Annotated in this window: 13 protein-coding genes; 8 read left to right on the top strand and 5 right to left on the bottom strand. The window is 48.3% G+C overall.

Translation table 11 applies throughout. The features are described 5' to 3' along the window. Positions 1–13: 13 nt before the first annotated feature. From BMW79_RS13115 to BMW79_RS13100, 4 genes are all read right to left on the bottom strand, one after another. Positions 14–3,094: a SusC/RagA family TonB-linked outer membrane protein gene (locus BMW79_RS13115; protein WP_089895389.1), complete on the bottom strand. Its 3,081-nt coding sequence runs from the start codon at positions 3,092–3,094 to the stop codon at positions 14–16. A gap of 211 nt (positions 3,095–3,305) precedes the next feature. Next, a complete protein-coding gene (locus tag BMW79_RS13110; protein ID WP_218150309.1) occupies positions 3,306–5,174 on the bottom strand; it encodes a glycosyl hydrolase family 18 protein in 1,869 nt (622 codons plus the stop codon). 19 nt (positions 5,175–5,193) lie between these two features. Continuing rightward, a complete protein-coding gene (locus tag BMW79_RS13105) occupies positions 5,194–6,366 on the bottom strand; it encodes a DUF5009 domain-containing protein (protein ID WP_089895388.1) in 1,173 nt (390 codons plus the stop codon). Positions 6,367–6,400: 34 nt separating this feature from the next. Beyond that, entirely contained in the window at positions 6,401–8,164 is a 1,764-nt protein-coding gene (locus BMW79_RS13100; protein WP_089895386.1) for a glycoside hydrolase family 9 protein, read from the bottom strand. A gap of 245 nt (positions 8,165–8,409) precedes the next feature. On the opposite strand from BMW79_RS13100, the gene BMW79_RS13095 reads away from it, so the two are divergent. After that, a complete protein-coding gene (locus tag BMW79_RS13095) occupies positions 8,410–11,319 on the top strand; it encodes a two-component regulator propeller domain-containing protein (RefSeq protein WP_089895384.1) in 2,910 nt (969 codons plus the stop codon). A 262-nt stretch (positions 11,320–11,581) separates the two neighbouring features. Then, positions 11,582–12,847 carry a glycoside hydrolase family 71/99-like protein gene (locus BMW79_RS13090; RefSeq protein ID WP_089895382.1) on the top strand — a complete coding sequence of 422 codons (1,266 nt, stop codon included), beginning with the start codon at positions 11,582–11,584 and terminating at the stop codon, positions 12,845–12,847. A gap of 96 nt (positions 12,848–12,943) precedes the next feature. On the opposite strand, the gene BMW79_RS13085 is transcribed toward BMW79_RS13090, so the two are convergent. Further along, the gene (locus tag BMW79_RS13085) at positions 12,944–13,333 is read right to left on the bottom strand and encodes a hypothetical protein (protein WP_089895380.1); all 390 of its coding nucleotides are present in this window, start codon (positions 13,331–13,333) and stop codon (positions 12,944–12,946) included. Positions 13,334–13,565: 232 nt separating this feature from the next. On the opposite strand from BMW79_RS13085, the gene BMW79_RS13080 reads away from it, so the two are divergent. The 6 genes from BMW79_RS13080 to bioA all read left to right on the top strand — a co-directional run bounded on the left by BMW79_RS13080 (position 13,566) and on the right by bioA (position 23,534). Then, positions 13,566–14,237, top strand: coding sequence for a response regulator transcription factor (locus BMW79_RS13080; RefSeq protein WP_089895378.1), 672 nt, complete (start codon positions 13,566–13,568; stop codon positions 14,235–14,237). A 10-nt stretch (positions 14,238–14,247) separates the two neighbouring features. Then, positions 14,248–15,510 carry a sensor histidine kinase gene (locus BMW79_RS13075; protein ID WP_089895376.1) on the top strand — a complete coding sequence of 421 codons (1,263 nt, stop codon included), beginning with the start codon at positions 14,248–14,250 and terminating at the stop codon, positions 15,508–15,510. A gap of 50 nt (positions 15,511–15,560) precedes the next feature. Next, positions 15,561–17,546: a TonB-dependent receptor plug domain-containing protein gene (locus BMW79_RS13070; RefSeq protein WP_089895375.1), complete on the top strand. Its 1,986-nt coding sequence runs from the start codon at positions 15,561–15,563 to the stop codon at positions 17,544–17,546. Positions 17,547–17,598: 52 nt separating this feature from the next. Further along, positions 17,599–19,548, top strand: a complete 1,950-nt coding sequence (locus BMW79_RS13065) for an LTA synthase family protein (protein WP_089895372.1) — start codon at positions 17,599–17,601, stop codon at positions 19,546–19,548. 159 nt (positions 19,549–19,707) lie between these two features. Then, a complete protein-coding gene (locus BMW79_RS13060) occupies positions 19,708–22,179 on the top strand; it encodes a hybrid sensor histidine kinase/response regulator (protein WP_089895370.1) in 2,472 nt (823 codons plus the stop codon). A gap of 74 nt (positions 22,180–22,253) precedes the next feature. After that, positions 22,254–23,534, top strand: a complete 1,281-nt coding sequence (gene bioA, locus BMW79_RS13055) for an adenosylmethionine--8-amino-7-oxononanoate transaminase (RefSeq protein WP_089895368.1) — start codon at positions 22,254–22,256, stop codon at positions 23,532–23,534. Positions 23,535–23,571 lie beyond the last annotated feature (37 nt).

Here is a 23,571-nt window from a genome sequence, read left to right as displayed (position 1 = left end):
TTGATTTAAAGGATCAGAAAGAAACGGAAACGTTAAAGCCAATGCTTCTTGTGCTGGGCATACCAAACAGGTCGATGCCCTGCAGCGTATTGCCGGTCGACAAAGCCACATCCGGATCGTAAGGCGCCTTCTTGTAAAAGAAGAACAGGTTACGCGACAGCACAGCCACTTTCAGGTTTTTAATCTTATTGTTGAACAGTTTACCCGGGATGGTATAGCCGAAAGACAACTCCCTCAAACGCACATTCGTAGCGGAATAGGCATATGCTGCCAGCGCGCCGGTGCGGTTACCGATATGTTTGTAATACGTTTCCGGGTCCACCTTTTTACCATTCACATCTACGCCTCCATTGTCGCGCGCTTTACCGGTAGCAGCAGATACCCCATAATAGTCGAGGAAGGCGGCAGTCATATCCACCAGGTTGCCACCAAAACGGCCATCAATCAGGAAGCTCAGGCTGAAATCACGGTAGGTAAAAGTATTGTTGAAGCCCAGCAGGAATTTAGGATTGGAATTACCCACAAACTCATACTGGTCATTCTTGCCGGCTTCCTGTAATACCGGAAGTCCGTCTGCATCATAAGTCACTTTGCCGCTGGCATCACGTACAAATCCCCTCGCATAGATATCTCCAAAGGCGCCGCCTTTGCGGGCTTCGAGCGAATAGCTATCGAAGCTCGACAATACAAAACGATCGATCTTTGTTTCTGCACCGGTTTTCTCATCGATATAATCATACAACTCTATGATCTTATTCCGGTTCATGGAAAAGTTCAACGTGGGGTTCCATCTCAGCTGACCGGTAATAGGTCCTTTAAAACTCAGCGTTCCTTCCAATCCCTGGTTCTGTACATTACCCGCATTGATATAATAACCGTCGTAACCGGTACCACGGGAGGCCTGTACCGAGAAGAACTGGTTCTTTGTATTGGTTTTATACCAGGTTACATCCAACGATAACGCATCTGCGAAAAAGCGCCATTCTGTACCACCTTCGATAGATTGCGTTTTCTCCGGTTTCAGGTTCACAAATGGTTTATACGTATAGTTGTTCAGGTTACCATCGTTCATAGAAAACTGCGCCGGATTGGTGCTGATATAAGCCGGGATGGAGTTGCCCACCTGGCTTACGGACAACCGTACTTTTGCAAAAGAGATCCAGGCCGGCATATGCGCGATATTGCTCAATACCGCGCTCAATCCCGCAGAAGGATAAAAGAAAGAGGGATTGGGGGTAAAAGCCAGAGAAGAGGACCAGTCGTTACGACCCGTTACTTCCACAAACAATTTATTCTGCCATCCAACCTGCGCACTGCCAAACACGGACTGTGTCTGCGACCGCGATGGGGTGGTCTGGAACAACGACATGGCAGAGCGGTCCATGTTGGAGATATTGAAGTAGTTATCAATCTTCAGTAATTTTCCATAAAACCCGCCAAAGCCGAGGCTTTGCCATTTGTTGTCCATCAGGCTGGCGCCCAGTGTGGCCAGGATGGTAAAATCGCCCTGATCTTTATTCACATTCAGCAAGGCATCTGCATAAGTTTGCAAGCCGCTGCCTTCATTGTAATTATAGTTGCCATGCACACCGGCTACCACACTGGAAGTAGTGGCATACAGGCGTTGATCGGAAGAGTAATTATTTTTATCTATTTTAAAACGCGCCTGTAAATTCAACCAGGGCGTGATGTTATACTTACCGGCTACCGCGCCCATGATACGATCCAGTTTTTGCACATTGGGATTGCGGTTTTGAATCCAGTAAGGGTTCTGCTGTATATCGCTCATGTAAGGCCAGTTCTGCGCCATGATCTGCCGCACGGGATCATACACTTCATAAGTTTTGAACGCATTAAAATCTGCGCTGCGGGGAAACAGGTATACGCCTGTCAGCGGATTGAAATACAAGCCAATGCTGGGGCGGTTCTTTACGTTCTGCGTGATATAGTTGGCGCTTACATCCAACGATACTTTTTCATTGAAATAATTGGAAGAAGAGCGGAAAGTAAAGTTGTGTTTATTGAGGGTATTTAAAGGAATGATACCATCGGAATGTGTGTTGCTGTAGGAAAGATACAATTGCTGCTTCTCTGTACCATTGGTAACAGAGATGGAATTGATCAGGGTTTTACCGGTGTTGAAGAAATCGGCCGGGTTATTCTTTGCCGGTGTTTTTTCTCCCCATGATTCCTGGGAAAGGCCGCCACTGGTGCTGGGCGCACTTTGGCCGTAGTTGTTCTGGAACTCCGGTAAAGAGAAAGGCTTTTCGAAAGTGGTGTTGGATACCAGGTTGACACTGAAACCACCGGCTTTGCCTTTTTTAGTGGTGATCAGGATCACGCCGTTGGCAGCCGAGCTACCATACAATGCACTGGCAGAAGCACCTTTCAGGATACTGACGTTTTCAATATCATCGGGGTTGAGGTTGGAGATACCATCTCCGCCATCCTGGCCCGACCAACCGGAGTTTGGCTGACCGCTGGTATTGTCTGCCAGCGGAATACCGTCTACCACATAGAGTACATTGCTGGAGCCATTCAGCGATTTATTTCCGCGCAGCACCACTTTGGTAGAACCGCCTGCACCGGAGGAGCTGCGGTTAACCACCACGCCGGCTACCTTGCCGGTTAAGCTGTTCACAAAACTCACATCTTTCGCCGTTTGTAGTTCTTTACCGCCTACAGATTGAATATCGTAGGTGAGCGATTTACTTTGTTTTTCGATACCGAGGGCGGTCACTACAAAGTCTTTCAACATCACATTATCTGGTTCCAGTGTCACATTCACAATGCCGGAAGCGCCGATGGCAGCTTCTTTCCGGGCATATCCTACAAAGCTGAAAACAAGTGTCTGGCCTTTATCGGCCTCCAGGGAAAAATGTCCGCTGGCATCTGATTGCGTTCCACGCTGTGTGCCTTTGATGGATACGCTCACACCAAGCAGGGGATCACCGGTTTTATCTTTCACCGTGCCTTGTATTTTTTCCCGGACAGGTGACAATTGCGGGGGCATAAAAGTGGCCGGACGGGGATTGGCCAACGCGCTGCAGGAGAAACAGAGCAGCGCCGACAGGAGAATAGTTTTCTGAGTCATGATAATTTGGTTGATGATAAAACAAATCGGATTCAGAGAGCTGTTGTGTCTTTAGAAATTGGCTGATAGTATAAATAACAAGCGATCGTTACAGGCAATAGGGGGCCGGGGCAGTATAGCCCATCAAAAAAAATTCACGTTAACGTTTATACGAAAAAAAGAGCGCAGGGCAGAATGGCTGCAGCGGTTGCCCTGCGCTTATTATATGATCCTACTTTCCGGCCGCCCAGAAAATAGCGTTCCTAAACAGTTGTACATAGGCTGGATTATCCAGCAGCGAGGGGCCGTGGCCCATAAAAATGTATACGTTCTTTGCTTTATAATGCTCATTGGTCCATACCACGGGGTGATCTCCCATTTTTCTATCGGAAGCTGGTACGTAGGAGTTTTCATCTACAGTGGCTAACACATGTACCTGTGCACGGGGGCTTTTATCATAGGTATACCATTCATCCTTCTGAATAGTAAAGGGAGAAGTAATACCCTTCATTACCGGGTGTTTCTTATCTTCTACTGTTACTTTGCCATCTGCAAAATCAGGGATATAATTTTTAAACCGGATACCGCCCATGAAATTGTAAAACCAGTTCCACATAGGGAAGCCATCGAACTCACCTAACAGGGTGGCGTGATGAAAACCAATCCATCCGCCACGGCCCTCATCGATGTAGCGCTCAAAAGCTGCTGCCGCAGCAGGTTTCCAGTTATAAGGGGCATAATCCAGCTGGATAAAAAGCTGGTACTTTTTCAGATAGGCGTCATCGATAGAATCGGTGTTATTGATAAACGTGAGGTTGAAATGTTTCTCTGCTGCCAGCTGTGTGAGCCAGCCTTTGGCCGCTTTGGAAAAATCTACGTGATGCCCGCCGCCTTCATACAATACCAGGGCGGAAAAAGTGGGATTATTATAAGAGGCGTACAGGGTAGTATTAATTTCATCCAGTAAATATTCCTTTTCATCGGAAGAATATTCCCAGAACATCACCCCTCCCATTTTATGCGTTTTTACATAGTCGCATTTATGCTGTACCGACCATTCATCATCATAGGTAATAAACTCGCGGGTAGACGCATTGAAGAGATAAGGCGCTTTGGCGCTTTCATCGCGGTAAGCGCGGAAACCATTTTTATTGATCAGGCTATCTTTGGTAAACGTATAGCCTTTACCGAAAGACTGCGATTCAATCTTTCCACCCAGTCCGGTGCCGGTGCTGTCGGCCAGTTTGAAACGGCGGCCATAAAAGGCAATGCCCATCACTAGTTTCTCTGCGGGTACGCCGGCGGCGATGTAGGCCTTCACGGCTTTGTCGCCCGAGTGTGCACCGGGATTGCCGGCCGGTGTATACAGGTTGGTATGATGCCAGGCATTCTTATCAGAGTAAAAATCGTAGGTCATCAGGTTTACAAAGTCCAGGTACTTAGCGGCCTTCCCCATTTCTGATGTTTCCAGGAAGCCTTCAAAGCCACCTACTGCGGTAGTCAGCAGCTTCGGCTGACGGGTTTCTTTTTGCAGCTTGTCCAGTTCCTTCCGGAGTTCTGCAAACATCAGCGTGAAGTTCTGTTTGTCTTCCGGACGATACACATTGCCTTCTTCTCCCGGACGTGCAGGGTATTCCCAGTCGATGTCTACCCCATCCAGTTTGTATTTACGGATGATCTCTACTGCACTGGCTGCAAAGCCTTTCCGCGCCGTATCCGTTAACACGGCATCTGAAAAGTTTTCACTCCAGGCCCATCCACCGATAGAGATCAGTATTTTCAGGTCGGGGTTGATTGCCTTCAGTTCGTTGATCTTGCGCAGGTTAATGGTGTCTGTTTTTTCGTTCGTGAGCACAGCCCGGTTGTGCTGCACATTTACAAACGCATAATTGATATGCGTTAATTTGCGGGCCGCAATTTTGTCTGTATTCACCAGGCCACGGAATCCACCTACATAGCCAATGACCACCGGCTTCGCCTGCGCCGCGGGTTTCTTTTCAGACAACCGTGGCACAGGAGTAGTAGCGTTAATGAAAGCCGGGAGTAGTAGCATTAATAAATAGATACCTCCTTTCTTTGGTGAATGCAAATACTTCATCATATCTTTTGATTTGATTGTTTTAGATCTTTAATCTTAATTTTCTTTTCTCCAGGAAACCTACAAACAGGATCACGGCGAAGGCTACGGCAAAAGACCGGATAATACCACCTATCCCCGTGTTGAACCAGGCCGGGTAATTAAAATGTACCAGGGAAAAAAGGGAATATAATAAATAAGGCATCAGGTAACAGGTAAGCGTGCTGGTGCCCGCGGGTTTGATCGCCTTGAACCAGTGAAATTTACCTTTTACATCTACCAGGAAAATTAGTAACACAAATACCAGGATGCCTATACCGCCACAGATCAATACCCAGGCTGGTGTAGAACCAATTTTGGAAATACCGCCGGTAGACGATCTTACCAGGAAACCCAGTGCAATGGCGCCTGCGCCGATACTGCCCAGTACCGGTGTTACTGCGTTTACCCGTCCCTGTTGTAACAAACGGCTGTACAATGCAGAAATAAATGCCCCGCCCAGGATCAGTGTAATAGAAGACGCATCACCCACTACCGGCAGCCACAGATGTAGCCAGCCACCATGCGTTCCGAGGTTAATGACCAGGAATACCAGCACTGCCGCCAGCAGCCAGAAAAATTGTCCCCGGATCAGCAGATACACCGTAGCGCTCACCAGGTAAGCCCATCCGATAATGCCCAGGATGCCTCCCCACGACTGACGCATACCATGCGGATTGGCCGCATCACCTCCTTTGTAGAGATAAGCCATCAACGCCAGCAGTACAATACCGAGGCCTGTAAGTGTATAGCGCCAGGCTTTGGAGAGCGTTGCCGGGTAATCCAGCCAGATCAGGAAAAAACTCAGCGTGATAATTATTTCCCATACCGCATATGGCAACACCGCTGCACTGCTGTAACTTTCCAGGTTCACATGAAAGAAACCCATCACAATCAGCGCCACCGATCTTAATATAATATGGGTCTCAATTTTAATAAAGGATTGCTGCTGCTGGATACGGTAACCGATCGCATAAGGAATAGACAATCCGACAATAAATAAAAAGGTAGGAAACACCGTATCCGCAAAACCAAGCCCGTCTTCATTTCCGTGTACATGCTCTATCCACGAAGGGATATTGCTAACGCCGCTCACATCGTTGACGAAAATCATCAGCAACATCGTAATGGCGCGGAAGGCATCAATTGATAGTAATCTGTTCGATTTGGTTGACATAAAAAATGTAGGTTATGTGTACGGGAAGATAATATTATTCTGCTGCCATCATCGTAACGGCCTGCAGGAACCAGGCAGAGTGCGGAATCCATTGTTCCGTCCATCGCCATTCGTTGCCATTATCTTCTTCTTTAAAGTCGATGCCACTGCCATCGCCGTTTTCCTTTTTCCCCGTGATACCATTCGACACGCCGCCTTTGCCGGTACCATGACCGTACAATGCCTGCATATACGGCACATTGTTTTTGCCGTAACCATAGAGGAAACACATATCATAAGGGTTGGCGCCAAGGATCCAGGACAGCTGCTGTGAAGCGTATTGCGCCAGCGGCGCTTTTACGCCCCAGTTTCCTTTGGCAGGATATACCAGTCGCCCTCCGGCGATGGCTGCCGCTGCGAGTGACCCCAGGCGGGCGTTCTCGCCCTGCCACCACCAGCCGGTTTCATTTTCATGTGGAATAAAAAAGCCATCTTTTATTTCGCCACGGTATTTGAAATGCTGGCGGGCATACCCATAGGGGTTGCTCACCTTACCACTCACCGCGAGATTATAATCAAGCGCCCTGCGGATGGTGTGCAGTGCGTTATTACGGTAGCTGCTTTCTTTTTCTTTATCGAGGTAACGTACCAGCGCGATCACAGGTAATCCTGCATCGGAGGCATGGAAGAAAGGCCGGTTGCCATCGTCGGAGATAAAGTAACCTTCCGGTGAAAGACGTTTGCCCAGGTTGGCAGCGCGTTTCCGCGCTTCATCGCGGTAAAGGGCACTGTCGGTGGCGATCCACAATTCCGTGGCGCCCATCAGGGCACAGTAATCATCGATGATATTTTCCTTACCATCATCATCGTATTCCTTGTTATGGATCAGCAGATGTGCAAAAGCACGTTTGGCGCCATCCAGGTATTGGGCGGAAGTAAAGGCGCCATCTTTTTTCCAGGTGGAAATCCTGGCCAGGGCGGCGATGCCCATCCCACCGCCTTCCCGGAAGGCACACTGATAGTCGGAGGTAGTGACGCTGTTGGCCAGTAATCCGACGATCCGCCGGGCATGGGCATCTTTATTAAAATAACTGAATACGGTCATGTAGAAATAATCGCTGTCGGATAGCGCACGCATAATGTAATCCGCTCCCCACAATGCTTCCTGTTCAGCGGCAGCTGTTTGCTGTAAGCTGTCCAGCATCCGCTGCGTGCGCTCTTTCAGCTGGATCAGCGACCAGGTAACCAGCGGAATCTGCTGGGGCGACATGAAATTCGCATAGGCCAGGTGGGAGAAATATTTACTGACATCGCCGGAAGCATCACACCAGCCCCCTCGGATATCCACTCTTTTATTGCTACCATATAATAATACTGCTTTATCGGCATCTTCCTCTTCCGGGGTATTGGCCCGCTGTCCTTTATAGAAATGTAAGATGGCCGGGATGGCTGTACGCGATAATGCGCGGTCGCCAATCCCGAAGGATGGAGAAGTATAAGTGGCGCCACTCACCTGTACGGTTACACGAAATGTACCGGGGGTGGTGAAACGGGAAAAGTCAACCGGATAATAAAAGGTATCTGCTGCCCATTCTTTCACCTGCGCCGCTTTACCCGGTTTACCGGTAAATACCACTTTTCCGTCTGTTGTCTGTAAAGAATAGGACGTTGGGGCAGACAGCTGACCTTTAATAGCTACTACAGCTGTTTTGGGGCTATAACTATCATATGCCACCTGGTTTACATGAATAACAGGTTGCGATAAGGCGGATAAAGAAAAAAGTACTCCTAAAATAATATACCCCATCAAACGAATCATAGGCGTTCTTAAATTTAAACAGTGGTTTTACAGTGACCTTTTACGTGGACCAGGATAAAATTCGGTTGACCTGAGTGCTATTCCTGTGAAAACAAATATCCGGAATAATCCATTCAGACCCTATTTTTTCACCTAAACATTGCCTCTACCATTACTGATAATCAATTGATTCCGGATAATTTCCACCACTACATTACCACTACAACGGATTTTTTTCACAGAAAAATCCTATTTTGTTTTGGTCTATGCATAGAGTCCTGATATTCCTGTTACTTTTTATCTGCCTTCATCAACACGCCGGAGCACAGCATACCATCGGCCTTCCGGATATCATTAATTATAATAGCCTGGATTTTCGGGCCAGCGCCGGCATCAATTGTATCAGACAAGGAAAGAATGGGATCCTCTACATCTCCAATAATGATGGTCTGCTGACTTTCAATGGCAGGTACTGGAAACTGCACCGTCTGCCCAACAAAGCAGAAGTACGTTCCGTAGCATTAGACACCTCCGGAAGGATATATGTTGGCGGTCATGATGAAATCGGTTATTTTTTTCCGGCAGACAATGGCACGCTGGAGTATCATTCTCTCAAGCATCTCATCCCACCGGTAGACCATCAGTTTGCCGATATCTGGGATATTATTGTTTCGGGAGATGTGGTATACTTCAGAACTATCGAAAGTATCTTCGAACTTAGGAACAATAAAATTACTTTCTTTGATGCCCCCGGTGGCTGGCTGATGATGACCTGGGTCAACCATCGCCTCTATACCACCGACCGCAGTATGGGATTGCTCACCCTGAACAACGGGAACTGGGAACCCGCCTGTCATAATATCCCGACAGAAGGGCTGCGTATCAGGAGCATTACCCCCTATCATGGAGATACCCTGCTGGTAGCCTCCCTCTCCAGTGGATTGTTCCTGCTGTATAACCATCTGCTGATACCACACAAAACCAGCATTGATCCCATCCTTTTCAATGACCGCATCAACTGCACTCAGCAAATTACGGATAACCAATACGCCATTGGTACCACAGGCAACGGGCTGTTTATTGTAGATGAACAAGGCCGGCTGTTTCAGCATTTCTCCCGCAGCGAAGGGTTGCAGAACAATAATATCCTCAGCATGTTCACCGACAACGACCGGAATCTCTGGCTGGGACTGGAAAATGGAATTGACCTGGTAAATTACAGTACGTCGCTAAGGCATATTTATCCCGACAAAAGCAGCCAGGTATCCGGCAGCGCTATTACGGTATTCAATCAACAGCTGTATGTAGGTACTTCCAACGGGCTGTTTACCCTGCCCGTGAACCCGGAAGAAAAAGACATGAGCGCCAACAGCGGTACCTTCACAGAAGTAAAAAATACAAAAGGGCAGGTATGGAGCCTGCAGGAAGTCAATCACCAGCTGCTCATGGGACACCAGGATGGCACCTTCCTGATCAGTAACGGCAATGCCACTCCCCTGGCCAACAAGCAGGGTACCTGGTCATTTTTACCGCTGCAACCCGACGCCACCTCCCAGCAACAGGTGCTGGCCGGCGCCTATACCGGCATCATGCTGCTGAATTATAACAACAGTCAGCAGCCGGAGCAAATCGTAAAACTGGACAGCCTGTATGAATCCATGCGTTTCCTCGCTTCTGATCACGGGATCATCTGGGGCTCCCACCCCTACCGGGGCGTTTTCCGCATGGAATTGTCCGCCGACAAAAAGACCGTGGTCCATAAAACCATCCTGACGCAGAAAGACGGCCTGCCCGCCGGCACCAATAATTTTGTGTACAAAGTCAAGAACCGTATTGCGGTGGCTACCGAAAAAGGAGTGTATGAATATAATGCTGCTTCCGGGAAAATGCAGCCATCCGCTTACTTCAAGCCGTTTTTCAAAGAGATGCCGGTCAGGTATCTTACGGAAGACAAAGAAGGAAATATCTGGTTTGTGAGTAATCAGCTGATCGGGGTGGTAGATTTCAATCACCCGGCCGACAGCAGCTATTTTTCCCTGATCTGGTTTCCTGCATTGCCTGCACAGGCAAGTACCAGTCCGGGTTACATTTACCCTTACGATAAAGAGAATATTTTCATTTGTTCCGGCAAAGGCATTTATCATATCAATTACCAGCAGTATATGAATGCCAGTACCCACCTGGGGGTGCTGATCAGTAGTGTAACGGCGCTGTCGCCCAAAGACAGCCTGATATTTGGGGGCTACCTTAAAACAGGTGCGGAAGCCGTGCCCCTGGTGCGTTTGCCTAAACGATGGAATTCCTTTCACTTTGAATATACCGCCAACGTATACCCGCAAAAAGATAATATTGAATTCAGCTGCAAGCTGATCGGGCTGGATCAGGACTGGTCCGACTGGTCGCAACGCACCGAGAAGGATTATACCAATCTTTCCTGCGGCACGTATACATTTACCGTAAGAGCGCGTAACAATACCGGTAATATCTCCGAAGCCGTGAGTTATACCTTTGAAGTACTGCCCGCCTGGTATCAGACGGGCTGGGCTTATGCGCTGTATCTGATGGCCGCCGGCAGCCTCTTGTTCTGGTTATTGCAACAGCATAAGAAACGCCTGCGGCATATGCAGGACCAACATGATGCCGCCCAGAAGCAACTGCACTACCTGCATCAGCTGGAACTTTACAAAAATGAAAAAGAGCTGATCAGCCTGCAGCATGATAAGCTGACATCCGAAGTACATCTCAAAAATAAAGAGCTGGCTACCATTACCATGCACATGGTAAACCGGGGTAAGCTGGTGTCCCGGATCCGGGAGGAATTGTCGCTGTTGCTGAAGAAAACCGGCTTAACCGGCGCCGCCAGTGATTTCAAACCCATCCTCCGTTTACTGGAAGACGCAGAGAAAGGCGACAACGACTGGGAACAGTTTGCCGCGCACTTCGATGAAGTACATCATAACTTCCTCAGTAACCTCAAAAAGAAATACCCGGTGCTGACCGCCACAGATCTGAAACTGTGCGCCTATCTCAAATTGAATTTAAGCTCCAAGGAAATTGCCCAGCTGATGAGTATTTCCGTGAAAGGAGTAGAAATTGCCCGGTATCGTTTGCGTAAGAAACTGCAGCTGGATACAGAAGTAAACCTGTTCGATTTCCTCATTAAAGTAACAGAATAGTCCCTTTTAAGAAATTAATCGTGTTAATATGCTATTAATAGCATCAATTAATGCTTTGTTAACGCTCCCGTTAGTCCTTCCCGCCTTACTTGCAGCTTGTTCCGGTGTTACAGCCGGAATACACAACTAAGGTGAATGCAAAACCTTTTGGAGAATCCGGGCAAGCCGGATTCTCCTCTTTTTAAAACCGGATGCCAGCGGATCATAACCTATAGGCTGCTATGCACGAATAATTCCACCGTTAATAACAAATAGCAAACATATGAAGCGTATTTTGACAGCTTTCCTTTTCCTGCTAACCACGCCCGCACTGGGGCAGGGGAAACACAGCAAGGAATCCCAGTACCCTACTTATCATGGATTGGTGATGGCCGGTTACCAGGGTTGGTTCCGCGCCGAAGGCGATGGTTCCGGCGCCCGCCGTTTTTCTTATGGAGATGAAACCCGCAGCGGTATTGATATGTGGCCCGATGTAAGTGAATATGAGAAGACTTACGCCACACCTTTTAAGCTGGCCAACGGACAGCCCGCACGTTTTTTCAGTTCATATGATAAAAGCACTGTAGATATCCACTTCAAATGGATGCAGGAGTATGGCGTAGATGGCGTGTTTATGCAGCGTTTCTTTGGTAATGCCAAACACCGCGACAGCAGCTCTTCCGTGATCCTGAAAAATGCGTTTGCCGCTGCTTCCAAATACAAAAGAGCCATTGCAGTGATGTACGACCTGTCCGGCCTGAGCGCTACCAACGAAGATTGCTCTGCTATCATCGCCGACTGGAAATACCTGGTAGATCAATTAAAAGTAACCAATCAGCCGGGTACTAAAACCTACCTGCAGCAGAATGGCAAACCGGTGGTAGCTATCTGGGGTATTGGTTTCCCTGACCGCCCTTATAACCTGCGGAATATCGGACTGGAAAAACTGATCGATTTTCTGAAGAATGATCCGGTGTATGGTGGCTGCGCAGTGATGCTGGGTGTACCTACCGCATGGCGCACACTGAATGCCGATTGTATTCCGGACCCTTATCTGCATACCATCATCAAACAGGCGGATATTGTGCTGCCATGGAATGTACAGCGTTACTCCCCGCTGCTGCACAACGATATGGACCGTTTCCGCGACGCCCTCATTGACGATCAGGCCTGGTGCCGCGCCAACCACCTGGAATATGTGCCCTGCATTTATCCCGGTTTCAGCTGGCATAACCTGAGCCGCTACGAATTCCCGGATGATGTAAAACCGGTAGGTTCTATCCCACGCCAGGGTGGCCGTTTCTACTGGCAGCAAATTTCCACTGCCTTAACTGCCGGTGCCACTATGCTGTATGTAGCCATGTTTGACGAAGTAAATGAAGCCACCGCTATATTCAAAGGCAGTGATCAGCCGCCGGTAAGCAGCACGACTCCCTTTATTAATTTAGATGGTAAACCTTCAGATCATTATCTCTGGTTAACAGGAGAAGCGGCGAAGATGCTGCGGAATGAAAAACCGCTGAGCGTTAAAATGCCCGAAAGAAAATAATATAAGTGATATCTAACAAAAACGTCCCAGTAGCATATTGCTATGGGACGTTTTTTTTGCATCTATCAATAATGAAAAAAGGTGTAATAAATACGCTTATCCGGCCATTTGTGTGGCGAGGTATTTTCCTTTTGTCAGGAAGTAAACCCCACCAAAATAAGAGGCCACGCCTACCAGCATAAAAACAATCAGCATCCACATTATTTTGCGGCGGTTTCCTTTACGCCGGCTTTCTCTGTCCAGGATCAACTGTTCTATTTCCAACCATCTCCTGCCAGGATCGCCCTTGCTGAAATGCGCGGTCATGGTGCCTGTACGTATCATCTGCTGATACATGGCCGCTACTGATTTGGCATTCGGTATGTTATCCATTAATGCAAAAAGTTCACTCGTATCATCATCTGATGTTTGTCGCCTGCTGGTGGTCAATTCCGGCGCTTTTTTCTGTAACAGCCTATCCGCCATCGTTTTGAAATAAGTATTCATAAGAACGCTTGTATGAATAGTTTTGATATCGGTAATGTATCTACGATATACAAGCATGCATAGTTTTCCGGCCGGTAAGAAAATGATCAAGCAACCGCAGGCATAGTACCTGCAAATCGATATCATAATACGGATACCTAACCATAACAGCCGAAAACATAGTATTAACGGGCATCTACAGCCAAAATAACTACTACAGAATTCCTTTAGGAATTATCCCTACTTTTAGCGCATGAAAGTGTTGATTATAGAAGATGAACCTGCGCTCAGGGCCAGCATACAGGAATACCTGGAACACCAGGGCTACGTGTGTGAACTGGCAGCGGATTTTCCACAGGCCATTGACAAGGTCAATGAATTTGACTACGATTGTATTGTGGCTGACATCGGCCTGCCAAAAGGCAGTGGCCTCGATATCGTCAAAGAACTGAAGTTCCTGGAAGCCAAGGCAGGTATCATCATCATCTCTGCCAAAGACTCACTGGAAGATAAGCTCAAGGGCCTGGAACTGGGCGCCGACGATTATCTCACCAAGCCTTTTCATCTCTCAGAACTCAATGCCCGCGTAAACGCTATTTTACGCCGTAAAAATTTCGAGGGAAATACAACGGTCAGTTTCTACGAAATCACCATCAAACCTGCATCGAAAACAGTGCTGGTACATAATAAATCAATCACCCTCACAGGAAAAGAATACCAGCTGTTGCTGTACTTCATTGCCAACCAACACCGGGTAGTCACCAAATCCGCACTGGCCGGACATCTCTGGGGGGACGAGTACGACCAGGCAGGATCCTACGATTTTATTTATACCCACATCAAAAATCTCCGGAAAAAAATGCTGGAAGCAGGTGGAGAAGATTATATCAAAACAGTATACGGAACGGGTTACCGGTTCGGGTAAAATCAATACAATGAAACTGCTGACTAAAACAACCGTATACTTCCTGCTGATTATGCTGCCGGTTTTCACCGCAGGCGCCTTCTACCTGTATACGAAGTTCAATAAGGAAATAAAGCATGAAACGGATGAAGAACTGGTGAATGATAAGCTGCAATGGATGCGCTACCTGGATAGCGCCAGTGTAAATAATCCCGTGTTCAGCATCAATACCCCCGAATTTAACCTGCAGCCCACCGAAAAAGCTGCCCAGTCAAAACATAAACTAAAAGGCGTAAGTATTTATCAGGAGCCGGAAAACACCTACGCGCCTTTCCGTCAGCTCACCCAGGTGATTACTCTCAACAATAAAAACTACGAACTCGTACTCCGTAAATCCCTTATCGAAAAAGATGACCTGATCAGGAATATTGTACATGTAATGCTGGCCGCTTTCGGCGGACTGCTCGCCTTTGTACTGCTTTCGAACTGGCTGATCAGCAAACGGATCTGGAAACCGTTTTACAGATCGCTCGACCAGATACAAAAACTGCAGCTCAATAAGTTGGAGGCACTTGTGTTTGAACGTACTGCCACGCATGAATTTAACCAGTTGAATGCCGCATTGGGCAGCATGACCAGCCGCATTCACCAGGACTATACCAGCATGAAGGAACTGACCGAAGATGCCGCGCATGAAATGCAAACACCGCTGGCCATTGCACAGAGCAAGCTGGAATTACTGCTGCAGGATGATACCCTGTCTGAATCCCAGCAACAAAGCATCCTCACCAGCTATGATGAACTGCAACGCCTGTCGCGCCTGAATCATAACCTGCTCCTGCTGGCCAAAATAGAAAACCAGCAATTTCCCGTCACCGAAGCACCGGACCTTTGCAAAGTAGTGGAAAAGTATTTATCGCTTTTTGAAGAACTGATCAAAGAAAAAGAACTGGACATCCATACTGATATGGCTGATACCGCGCCCTGGCCCCTGCATCCGGCGCTCACAGACATTCTGGTCAGCAACCTGCTGGGTAATGCCATCAAATACAATTATCCACAGGGCAAAATCCGGATAAAGATTACCACCGATACCTTCTCTGTCACCAATACCAGCCAGCTGCCGGAGATCCCCGCCAATGAGCTCTTTCAACGGTTTAAAAAACACAGCAGCGGTTATACCAACTCCAACGGACTGGGACTGGCCATTGTGAAAAAAATGGCAGATTCCTACCATTTCCATCTCTCCTATCAATATCAAAACGGGGAACATACCTTCACGACAGGCGCCTAACTCAGATTTGCTCCAGATTCTCTGCTTTTCTTTGCAGCATAAAGGAATCTATGAAACAATTTATACTGGCAGCATTCATTATCAGCGCAGGCGCTACCGGGATGGCACAGAATCGTGTACCCGTTGCCGTTAAAGACACGACGCAACAGCCGCCTAAAGATACCATCAGTAAAGTATCCGACCTGGGAGAAGTGATCATTTCCTCTACCCGCAACAACAGCCGGATCGAGGACCTCCCCATGAAAGTGGAAGTACTTGGCAAAGAAGAAATGATAGAAGAAAGCGGCATTAAACCAGGAAACGTATCCAGTATCCTGGGCGATCTTTCCGTGATCCATATTCAGAACACCTCCGCCGTAAGCGGTAATAACGCCATCCGTATGCAGGGACTGGACGGCAAATACACCCAGTTACTCCGCGACGGCGTACCCGTGTATGAAGGCCTCAGCGGCAACTTTGGCGTACTATCTATTCCTCCCCTGGATCTCAAACAGGTGGAAATCATCAAAGGCTCCGTATCTACGCTCTATGGCGGCGGCGCCATTGCCGGTATCATCAACTTCGTAGCCAAAACTCCCGGCAGTAAACCGGAACTAACGGTACTGGTTAATCGTAGTACGCTGAAAGAAACCAACGTAAACGCCTATTACGCGGAAAAATATGGCAAAACCGGCTTAACCCTGTTTGCGGGCGTTACCACACAAAATGCCACCGACGTAAATAAAGACGGGTTCAGCGATGTACCCCGGCTCCGCCAGTACCTGCTGCATCCGCGCTTCTTCTGGTACCTGAACCCGCAAACCACCTTTGTAGCAGGATATACCGGTACCATCGAAAAAAGGGAAGGTGGCGATATGCAGGTGCTGGACCATCATGCAGATGCCATCCACCAATATACCGAAGTAAACAACAGTGAACGCCATAGCGTTGATTTACAATACACACAGAAAAACCTGGGCGGCGGCACACTCACCATAAAAGGTGTGGGCAGTTTCTTTCACCTGCAAAATGACGTGAACACGTTTTCGCTACTGGGTAATCAGACCAGCACCTATGCGGAAGCAGCTTATCATAAAAGCAGCCGCCGGCACGACTGGGTAGCCGGTATCAACAACACCGGTGAAATATACCACCGCGCCAAAGGCGACAGCACCCTGCTGAATAATTACCAATACAACACCATAGGCGCTTTTGTACAGGATGGTTTTCATATCACCGATCAGTTCATGGCCGAAGCCGGATTACGGGCCGACCATCACAACGAATTCGGCTGGTATGTTTTACCACGCCTCGCCTTTGTATATAAACCTATAGACGACCTATCCCTCCGCCTCAGCGCAGGTACCGGTTATAAATCGCCTGCCATCTTTACCGCGCAAACGCAAACCCTCGGTTACCGCAACCTTTTACCACTGAGCGCAGGTATTAAATCGGAAAGAAGCCAGGGCATTAATTTCGATGGTAACTATCATACCAGCCTGGGCAAGGTAGACATGACGCTGAACCAGGCCTTTTATTATACCCATATCAAAGATCCGATTGTGCCGGTAACAGCCCCCGAAGGCATGTACCTGCTCCGGAATATGCCTTATGCGGTCAACAGCCTGGGTACAGATACCTATCTGCGTTTTGCACTGGACCACCTGGAACTCTACCTGGGATATAACCATACCGTTTCCCGCTATGATAATAACGGACATACCAACATAGCCTTTGCGCCACAGGATAAGTTTGCCAGCACCCTTGCGTACGAAATCGAAGAAAAATGGCGCTTTGGCATCGAAAACAGCTGGATAGGCCATCAATACGATGACCAGAACCAACGCACCCCGAACTACTGGTTCTGGGCGGCCATGGTTTCCCGGCAACTGGGCGAGCATGTGACCCTGGTATTAAATGCTGAGAACGTTTTTGATGCCCGGCAGGGAAAAAATACACCGCTTTACACCGGTACGGTGACCCACCCGGAATTCGCGCCGCTGTGGGGTCCCATTGATGGCAGAATTATTAATATGTCTGTAAAAGTTAACTTATAGTTAAATTCTTCCGGAACGGCGTACCTTCGCGGTCTTTAATTTTCTATACACCATGAAATCTGTAAAAAACAGGTACGCCGTTCTGTTTGGTTTTGGCACTGTACTGCTGTTACTGTCATTCCTCGTTAGAACCGCATTGCTGATCTGGGCCTTCCCGCAATCAGGCATGCACATATCCGATTTACCGGCTATTTATTTAAAGGGACTCGTGTATGATATCGGGGTCGCGTTGTTCTTTACCATCGGCTATGCACTGTATCTGCTGATATTGCCACAGCGGCTCAACAATACTTTATTTAACCGGACCTTCACCTACACCGGCTTTTTCCTGGCCACGATGATCCTGGTATTTTCCTTCTTTGCCGAATTTACTTTCTGGGGAGAATATGCCGGCCGGTTTGATTTTATCGCCGTCGACTATCTCATTTACACCTATGAAGTGATCAGCAATATTAACCAGTCGTACCCCCTCCCCTTACTGATTGGCGGCGTGTTACTGTTTACCGCCTTCGTTACCTGGTGGCTGAGCCGCAGGGGCACGTTCCGCAGCAGTTTCCAGTCGAACACCCCTTTCTTCAAAAGACTGTTCACCTTTGCAGTATTACTGGGACTGATGTTGTTACATATCTTCCTGGTAAACAATACCTGGGCAGAAAAAGGCAAGAACCGCTATGCACAGGAACTGGCCAAAGCAGGTGTATATTCCTTTGTATCTGCTTATCTCAACAATGAGCTGGCATATGATAAATATTACCTGATGGAAGATGAGCCGACGGCATTCAACCGGCTGCGTAATATGATGCAGTCGCCCGACAGCCACTACCTGGAAAACGGGAACAGTATTTTTCGCAGTATAACTGACACGACTACACGTGTAACTCCTAACGTCATTATGGTCACCATTGAAAGTTTCAGTGCCGACTTCATGGAGCGTTTCGGTAATACCGGTCATATCACCCCGGTGCTGGACAGCATTGCAAAACAGGGCATCCTGTTTACCAATATGTATGCTACCGGCACCCGTACCGTAAGAGGTATGGAAGCACTCACCCTGGCAGTGCCGCCTACCCCCGGACAAAGCATTGTACGCCGTAAAAAGAATGAGAACCTGTATTCCATCGGTCACATTTTTGAACAGGCTGGTTATGAAAGTACTTTCTTTTATGGTGGCGACGGGTACTTCGACAACATGAACAAATACTTTGGCAACAATGGCTATGATATTACCGACCGCCTGCGTCATAAGCTGGTAGACGATCATATCACCACCACCCGTACCAATATTCCCGACAGCGCCGTGCAATTTGAGAATGCCTGGGGCGTATGTGATGAAGATATCTATACAGCAGCCATTAAAAGTGCAGATGAAAAATATGCAGCCGGCAAACCGTTTTACGATTTCGTGATGACCACTTCCAATCACCGGCCATTTACGTATCCGGCGGGCAAAATAGATATTCCTTCGGGTACCAGCCGGGAAGGCGCCGTAAAATATACCGACTATGCCATTGGCCAGTTCCTGAAAAAGATCAGCACCAAACCCTGGTATAAAAATACGGTGATCATTTTTGTGGCCGACCATTGCGCCAGCAGTGCCGGTAAAAATGAAATTGAAATCAGCAAGTACCATATTCCGGCTATATTGTACAATGTGCCCAATGTAGCGCCACAGGAAATAAATGTGATGTGTTCCCAGATAGATATTTATCCTACCCTGCTGGGCATGCTGCACTGGACCTACAACAGCAAGTTATATGGCCGGAATGTACTGGAACCGGGCTATCAGCCACGCGCTATGGTGAGCACCTACCAGAAACTGGGCTACCTGGAGCCAGGCAAACTGCTCATTCTGAGCCCGCAGCAAAAAGCAGAATGTTTTAGCTGGAATGCTGCGAAGAATGAACAACATGCTGCGCCGATGGACAGTGCACTGCTGAAAAACAGTATTGCCACCTATCAGACAGCCTATTCCCTGTTCAGAAACGGAGGCATGGCCAAATAAACGGACCGGGGATCGACTATGGTCGATCCCCGGTAAATCCTAATTCATTTTATCCGGTTTATTCCCTAAATTTATCCCCCCGGTCCCTAATAATACCGCGTACCGGCTTCATAACCTGGCCTTCTATTCAGCAACCAATAATAAACACCAACATTGCTCATGCTGGCAAATACTATTACTGGTTCCCTCAAAAATGACTCAGGCGGTGACACGCATCCGGCGGATACTTCCCTGCAGGATAAACTACTGCGCCAGCAAAAACTGCTGGACATCATTAGTAGTCTCCCTACAGATGATACTACACCCGAACATCCCCCGCATGCCATGGAACAGCTGCTGCAACAACTGATGGAACTTACCGGCAGCTCCTGGGGTTTTATCGGAGAGATAAAAACCGGCCCTCCCGCTTCCCAGCTTCATACTATTAACATTATCAATCATGTGCCGGAGCGTGGATGGAACTTTACACCTGCCCTGCAAATGGTGGCAGGAAAAGGGCAAGCAGCCATTTTGCCCGTTACGCCGGATAATCCCGCCCCCTTTATAGGGCTGCCCGTCGTTTACAATCAACAGATACTGGCCGTGATAGGCCTGGCCGGAAACACTGGTGGATATGCACCGGATACCATTCCTTTTCTCCAGCCCCTCCTATCCGTGCTTGGACATATATACCGGCATTCCCTGCGGGAAATGAACAGCCGTCAGTTACATACCGCTTTCACCCGCCTCAAAACAGAATGGGATTCCCTGATGCTCACGCTCGATGACATCCTGTTTGAGATGAATGACCAGAAGATCTTCACCCATGTATGGTGTAGTCAGGAAAACCTGTTGTTCAGGCCCCGGGAAGAAGTGATCGGCAAAACCATTACCGAAGTACTGGGCGAACATGCCATCGCCTTCAACCGGATGGCAGACAAACTGCTGCAGACCGGGGAAGACCAGGAATATGTTTACCCCGATATCCGCCAGGACCCGCAGAACTGGTACCAGCTCAAGATGCGCCTGATCCGGGATAAAGCCCCGGCGCCTAAGCGTATCCTTCTGATGATCCGGAATATTTCGGAAAGTGAAAGAAGAAATAACAGCTATCTGCAAGCCCAGTCGGAGCTACGGCGGAGTAACCAGCTGCTCAGTATTTGCCAGCAGATGGGCAAAATGGGTGGATGGGAATTCAATACCGCCACCGGAGAAACTTACTGGACCCGCGAAATATATGATATGAGGGAAGTGCCTTACGATTTCCCCATCACTTTTCATTCGGCCGCCAGCTTTTATCACCAGGAAGACCAGCCCGCTTTTATTGAAGCGCGCGACGAACTATACCACCAAAAAAAGCCCTACGACCTGGAACTGCGGCATGTTTCCGCCAAAGGCAAAGAAATATGGGTGCGCAGTATCGGCCGTGCAGTATTTAATACCAACGGTCAGCTTACCCATTTCAGGGGCATTATTATGGACATCACTGATAAAAAAGATGCAGAACTGGCGCTCATGGCCGCACGCGACCATGCACAAAAAGCAGCACAATCCAGGAGTGACTTTTTATCTGTTATGAGTCATGAAATACGGACACCTTTGAATGCAATTATCGGTATCGCTGGTATCCTGGAAGATCATCCGGTCCCTGACCAGGCGGAATCCCTGCAAAACCTGCAGTTTTCTGCCCAACACCTGCTGGGCCTGATCAATGATATCCTCGATTTCAGTAAAATGGAAGCAGGTAAAATTGAACTGGAAGACATCCCGTTTGATCCGGATGCACTGTTCCGCAGCATAGCCCGTAACTATCAGCCAATGGCGGAGAGCAAAGGGATTGAATTGATCACCCGGCTGGATCTCCTCCCCGCTACCCTCAAAGGCGATCCGGTCAGATTGTCCCAGATCCTGAGCAATCTGCTGAATAATGCCATCAAATTTACCAGTGAAGGTGCGGTAAAACTGGAAATAAGAAAAGAAGCCCTTACCGCCGCCAGCTGTACACTGCTCTTTACTGTAAAAGATACCGGTGTTGGCATCGTTCCCGAAATGCAGGATAAAATATTTGATAGTTTTGTACAGGAAGATTCTGCTACCACGCGCCACCACGGCGGCACCGGGCTTGGTCTCGCTATCACCCAAAAACTGGTTGCCCTTCATAAAAGTACCATCATGCTGGAGAGTAAAAAAAATGAAGGCACCACCTTCCGTTTTCAGATTGATTTTAGCATACCGGAAGCAGCACATACACTTGTCCGTAGCAAAAACAAACGCCCTCCGGGTTTCCTGAAAAACATGAAACTGCTGGTAGTGGAAGATAACTCCATCAACATCCGTGTTCTGGAACTTCAACTGAAAAATTCCGGTGCATTGATAGAAACCGCCAGCAATGGCCGGCTGGCACTGGAAAAAATCCAGCAACAACCATTCGATGGCATCATCCTGGATCTGCATATGCCGGAAATGAACGGTTATGAAACCATTCCGCATATCCAGCAATTACAGCCGGACGCATTTATCATTGTACTCACCGCCGATATTATGCCGGAAGTAACAGCGCGGCTGGCGCGGCTACAGATAAAGGATATGCTGCCCAAACCTTATGCGGCAGAAGATCTGCTGAATATGCTGGCGCAATACAGTAACGGATAACCATATGCATCACAACGGGTTCATTGCATGGTGCTTTTATAGTACCTTCGCGCCTGCACCAACAGCCAGCAATTATGCAAACAACTTCTTTGTCGGCCCGTGATCTGGACGTGATCTGGCATCCTTACACACAAATGCAGACAGCGCCCGCACCAATAGGTATCGTGCGGGGTCAGGGCGCATTACTTTTCGACGAAAACAATCAATCTTATATAGATGCTACTTCCAGCTGGTGGGTCAATATCCATGGCCATGCGCATCCGCATATTGCGCAGCAGCTGGCCCTACAGGCCGGACAACTGGAACACTGCATCTTCGCCGGGTACACGCATCCGCCGGCAGTAAACCTGGCAGAACGACTGCTGAAAATCCTCCCGGATAATCAACGCCGCGTTTTTTATTCGGACAACGGCTCCACGGCGATCGAAGTAGCCCTCAAAATGGCGATCCAGTACTGGGATAACAAAGGCACCCGCAGAAATAAATTACTGGCCTTCCAAAATGCTTATCACGGCGATACTTTCGGCGCCATGAGTGTAAGCGGCAGAAGTGTGTTCACCCGGGTATTTGATGACCGCCTGTTTGATGTTCATTTCCTGGAAGTGCCCACTGCGGAAAATATCTCCCGGATTATTAACGATATTAAAGCACTGGACCCGGAAGATATCGCCGCTTTCGTTTTTGAACCGCTGCTACAGGGCTCCGGGGGAATGGTGATGTACGACGCTGGTGTATTTGAACAACTCCTGCAATTCTGCGCTGCCAGCAATATCCTGCTGATTGCAGATGAAGTGATGACTGGCTTTGGCAGAACAGGGAAGAATTTCGCTATGGAGTATGTACAAACGCAGCCGGATATTATCTGTTTGTCGAAAGGACTAACCGGTGGTACCATGGCGCTGGGCGTTACTACCAGCACTGCCGCCATTTACGAAGCGTTTCTCTCTGCCGATAAACTTAAAACATTGTTCCATGGCCATTCCTTCACGGCCAACCCGCTGGCCTGTACAGCAGCACTGGCCAGCATGGACCTGTTTATCGATCCGGCCTGTGCGGCTAACCGCGAACGCATACACGAAAAGCACGTGGCTTTTCTCGCGGAACTATCCACACATACTATTATTAAGAATCCAAGACTGCTGGGGACCATCCTGGCATTTGAAATAGTGACGGCTAACGCAGATGGATACACGAATTCACTGGCCGATGAACTGCATCGTTTCTTCAAAGCCAGGAGGATCATGCTGCGCCCGCTGGGGAACACGCTTTATATACTGCCGCCGTACTGCATCACCGATGAGCAACTGGACCAGGTATACGGCAGTATCCGCGAACTGCTGCAACAACTGGCATAAACAGCAGGAGGGCTGACCAGTATACCGGTCAGCCCTC

Origin of the sequence: Chitinophaga arvensicola, assembly GCF_900110835.1 — a bacterium.
GTDB lineage: Bacteria > Bacteroidota > Bacteroidia > Chitinophagales > Chitinophagaceae > Chitinophaga > Chitinophaga arvensicola.
The sequence above is the reverse complement of the archived record's forward strand: the minus strand, read 5'-3'. Positions and strand labels throughout refer to the sequence as shown.

Bases quoted from the DNA above. Each gene is read 5' to 3' on its own strand.
- BMW79_RS13075 (WP_089895376.1), top strand. From the start codon at position 14,248: ATGAAACTGCTGACTAAAACAACCGTATACTTCCTGCTGATTATGCTG.
- BMW79_RS13085 (WP_089895380.1), bottom strand. From the start codon at position 13,333: ATGAATACTTATTTCAAAACGATGGCGGATAGGCTGTTACAGAAAAAA.
- BMW79_RS13115 (WP_089895389.1), bottom strand. From the start codon at position 3,094: ATGACTCAGAAAACTATTCTCCTGTCGGCGCTGCTCTGTTTCTCCTGC.
- BMW79_RS13095 (WP_089895384.1), top strand. From the start codon at position 8,410: ATGCATAGAGTCCTGATATTCCTGTTACTTTTTATCTGCCTTCATCAA.
- BMW79_RS13090 (WP_089895382.1), top strand. From the start codon at position 11,582: ATGAAGCGTATTTTGACAGCTTTCCTTTTCCTGCTAACCACGCCCGCA.
- BMW79_RS13105 (WP_089895388.1), bottom strand. From the start codon at position 6,366: ATGTCAACCAAATCGAACAGATTACTATCAATTGATGCCTTCCGCGCC.
- BMW79_RS13100 (WP_089895386.1), bottom strand. From the start codon at position 8,164: ATGATTCGTTTGATGGGGTATATTATTTTAGGAGTACTTTTTTCTTTA.
- BMW79_RS13080 (WP_089895378.1), top strand. From the start codon at position 13,566: ATGAAAGTGTTGATTATAGAAGATGAACCTGCGCTCAGGGCCAGCATA.
- BMW79_RS13060 (WP_089895370.1), top strand. From the start codon at position 19,708: ATGCTGGCAAATACTATTACTGGTTCCCTCAAAAATGACTCAGGCGGT.
- BMW79_RS13070 (WP_089895375.1), top strand. From the start codon at position 15,561: ATGAAACAATTTATACTGGCAGCATTCATTATCAGCGCAGGCGCTACC.
- BMW79_RS13110 (WP_218150309.1), bottom strand. From the start codon at position 5,174: ATGATGAAGTATTTGCATTCACCAAAGAAAGGAGGTATCTATTTATTA.
- BMW79_RS13065 (WP_089895372.1), top strand. From the start codon at position 17,599: ATGAAATCTGTAAAAAACAGGTACGCCGTTCTGTTTGGTTTTGGCACT.
- bioA (WP_089895368.1), top strand. From the start codon at position 22,254: ATGCAAACAACTTCTTTGTCGGCCCGTGATCTGGACGTGATCTGGCAT.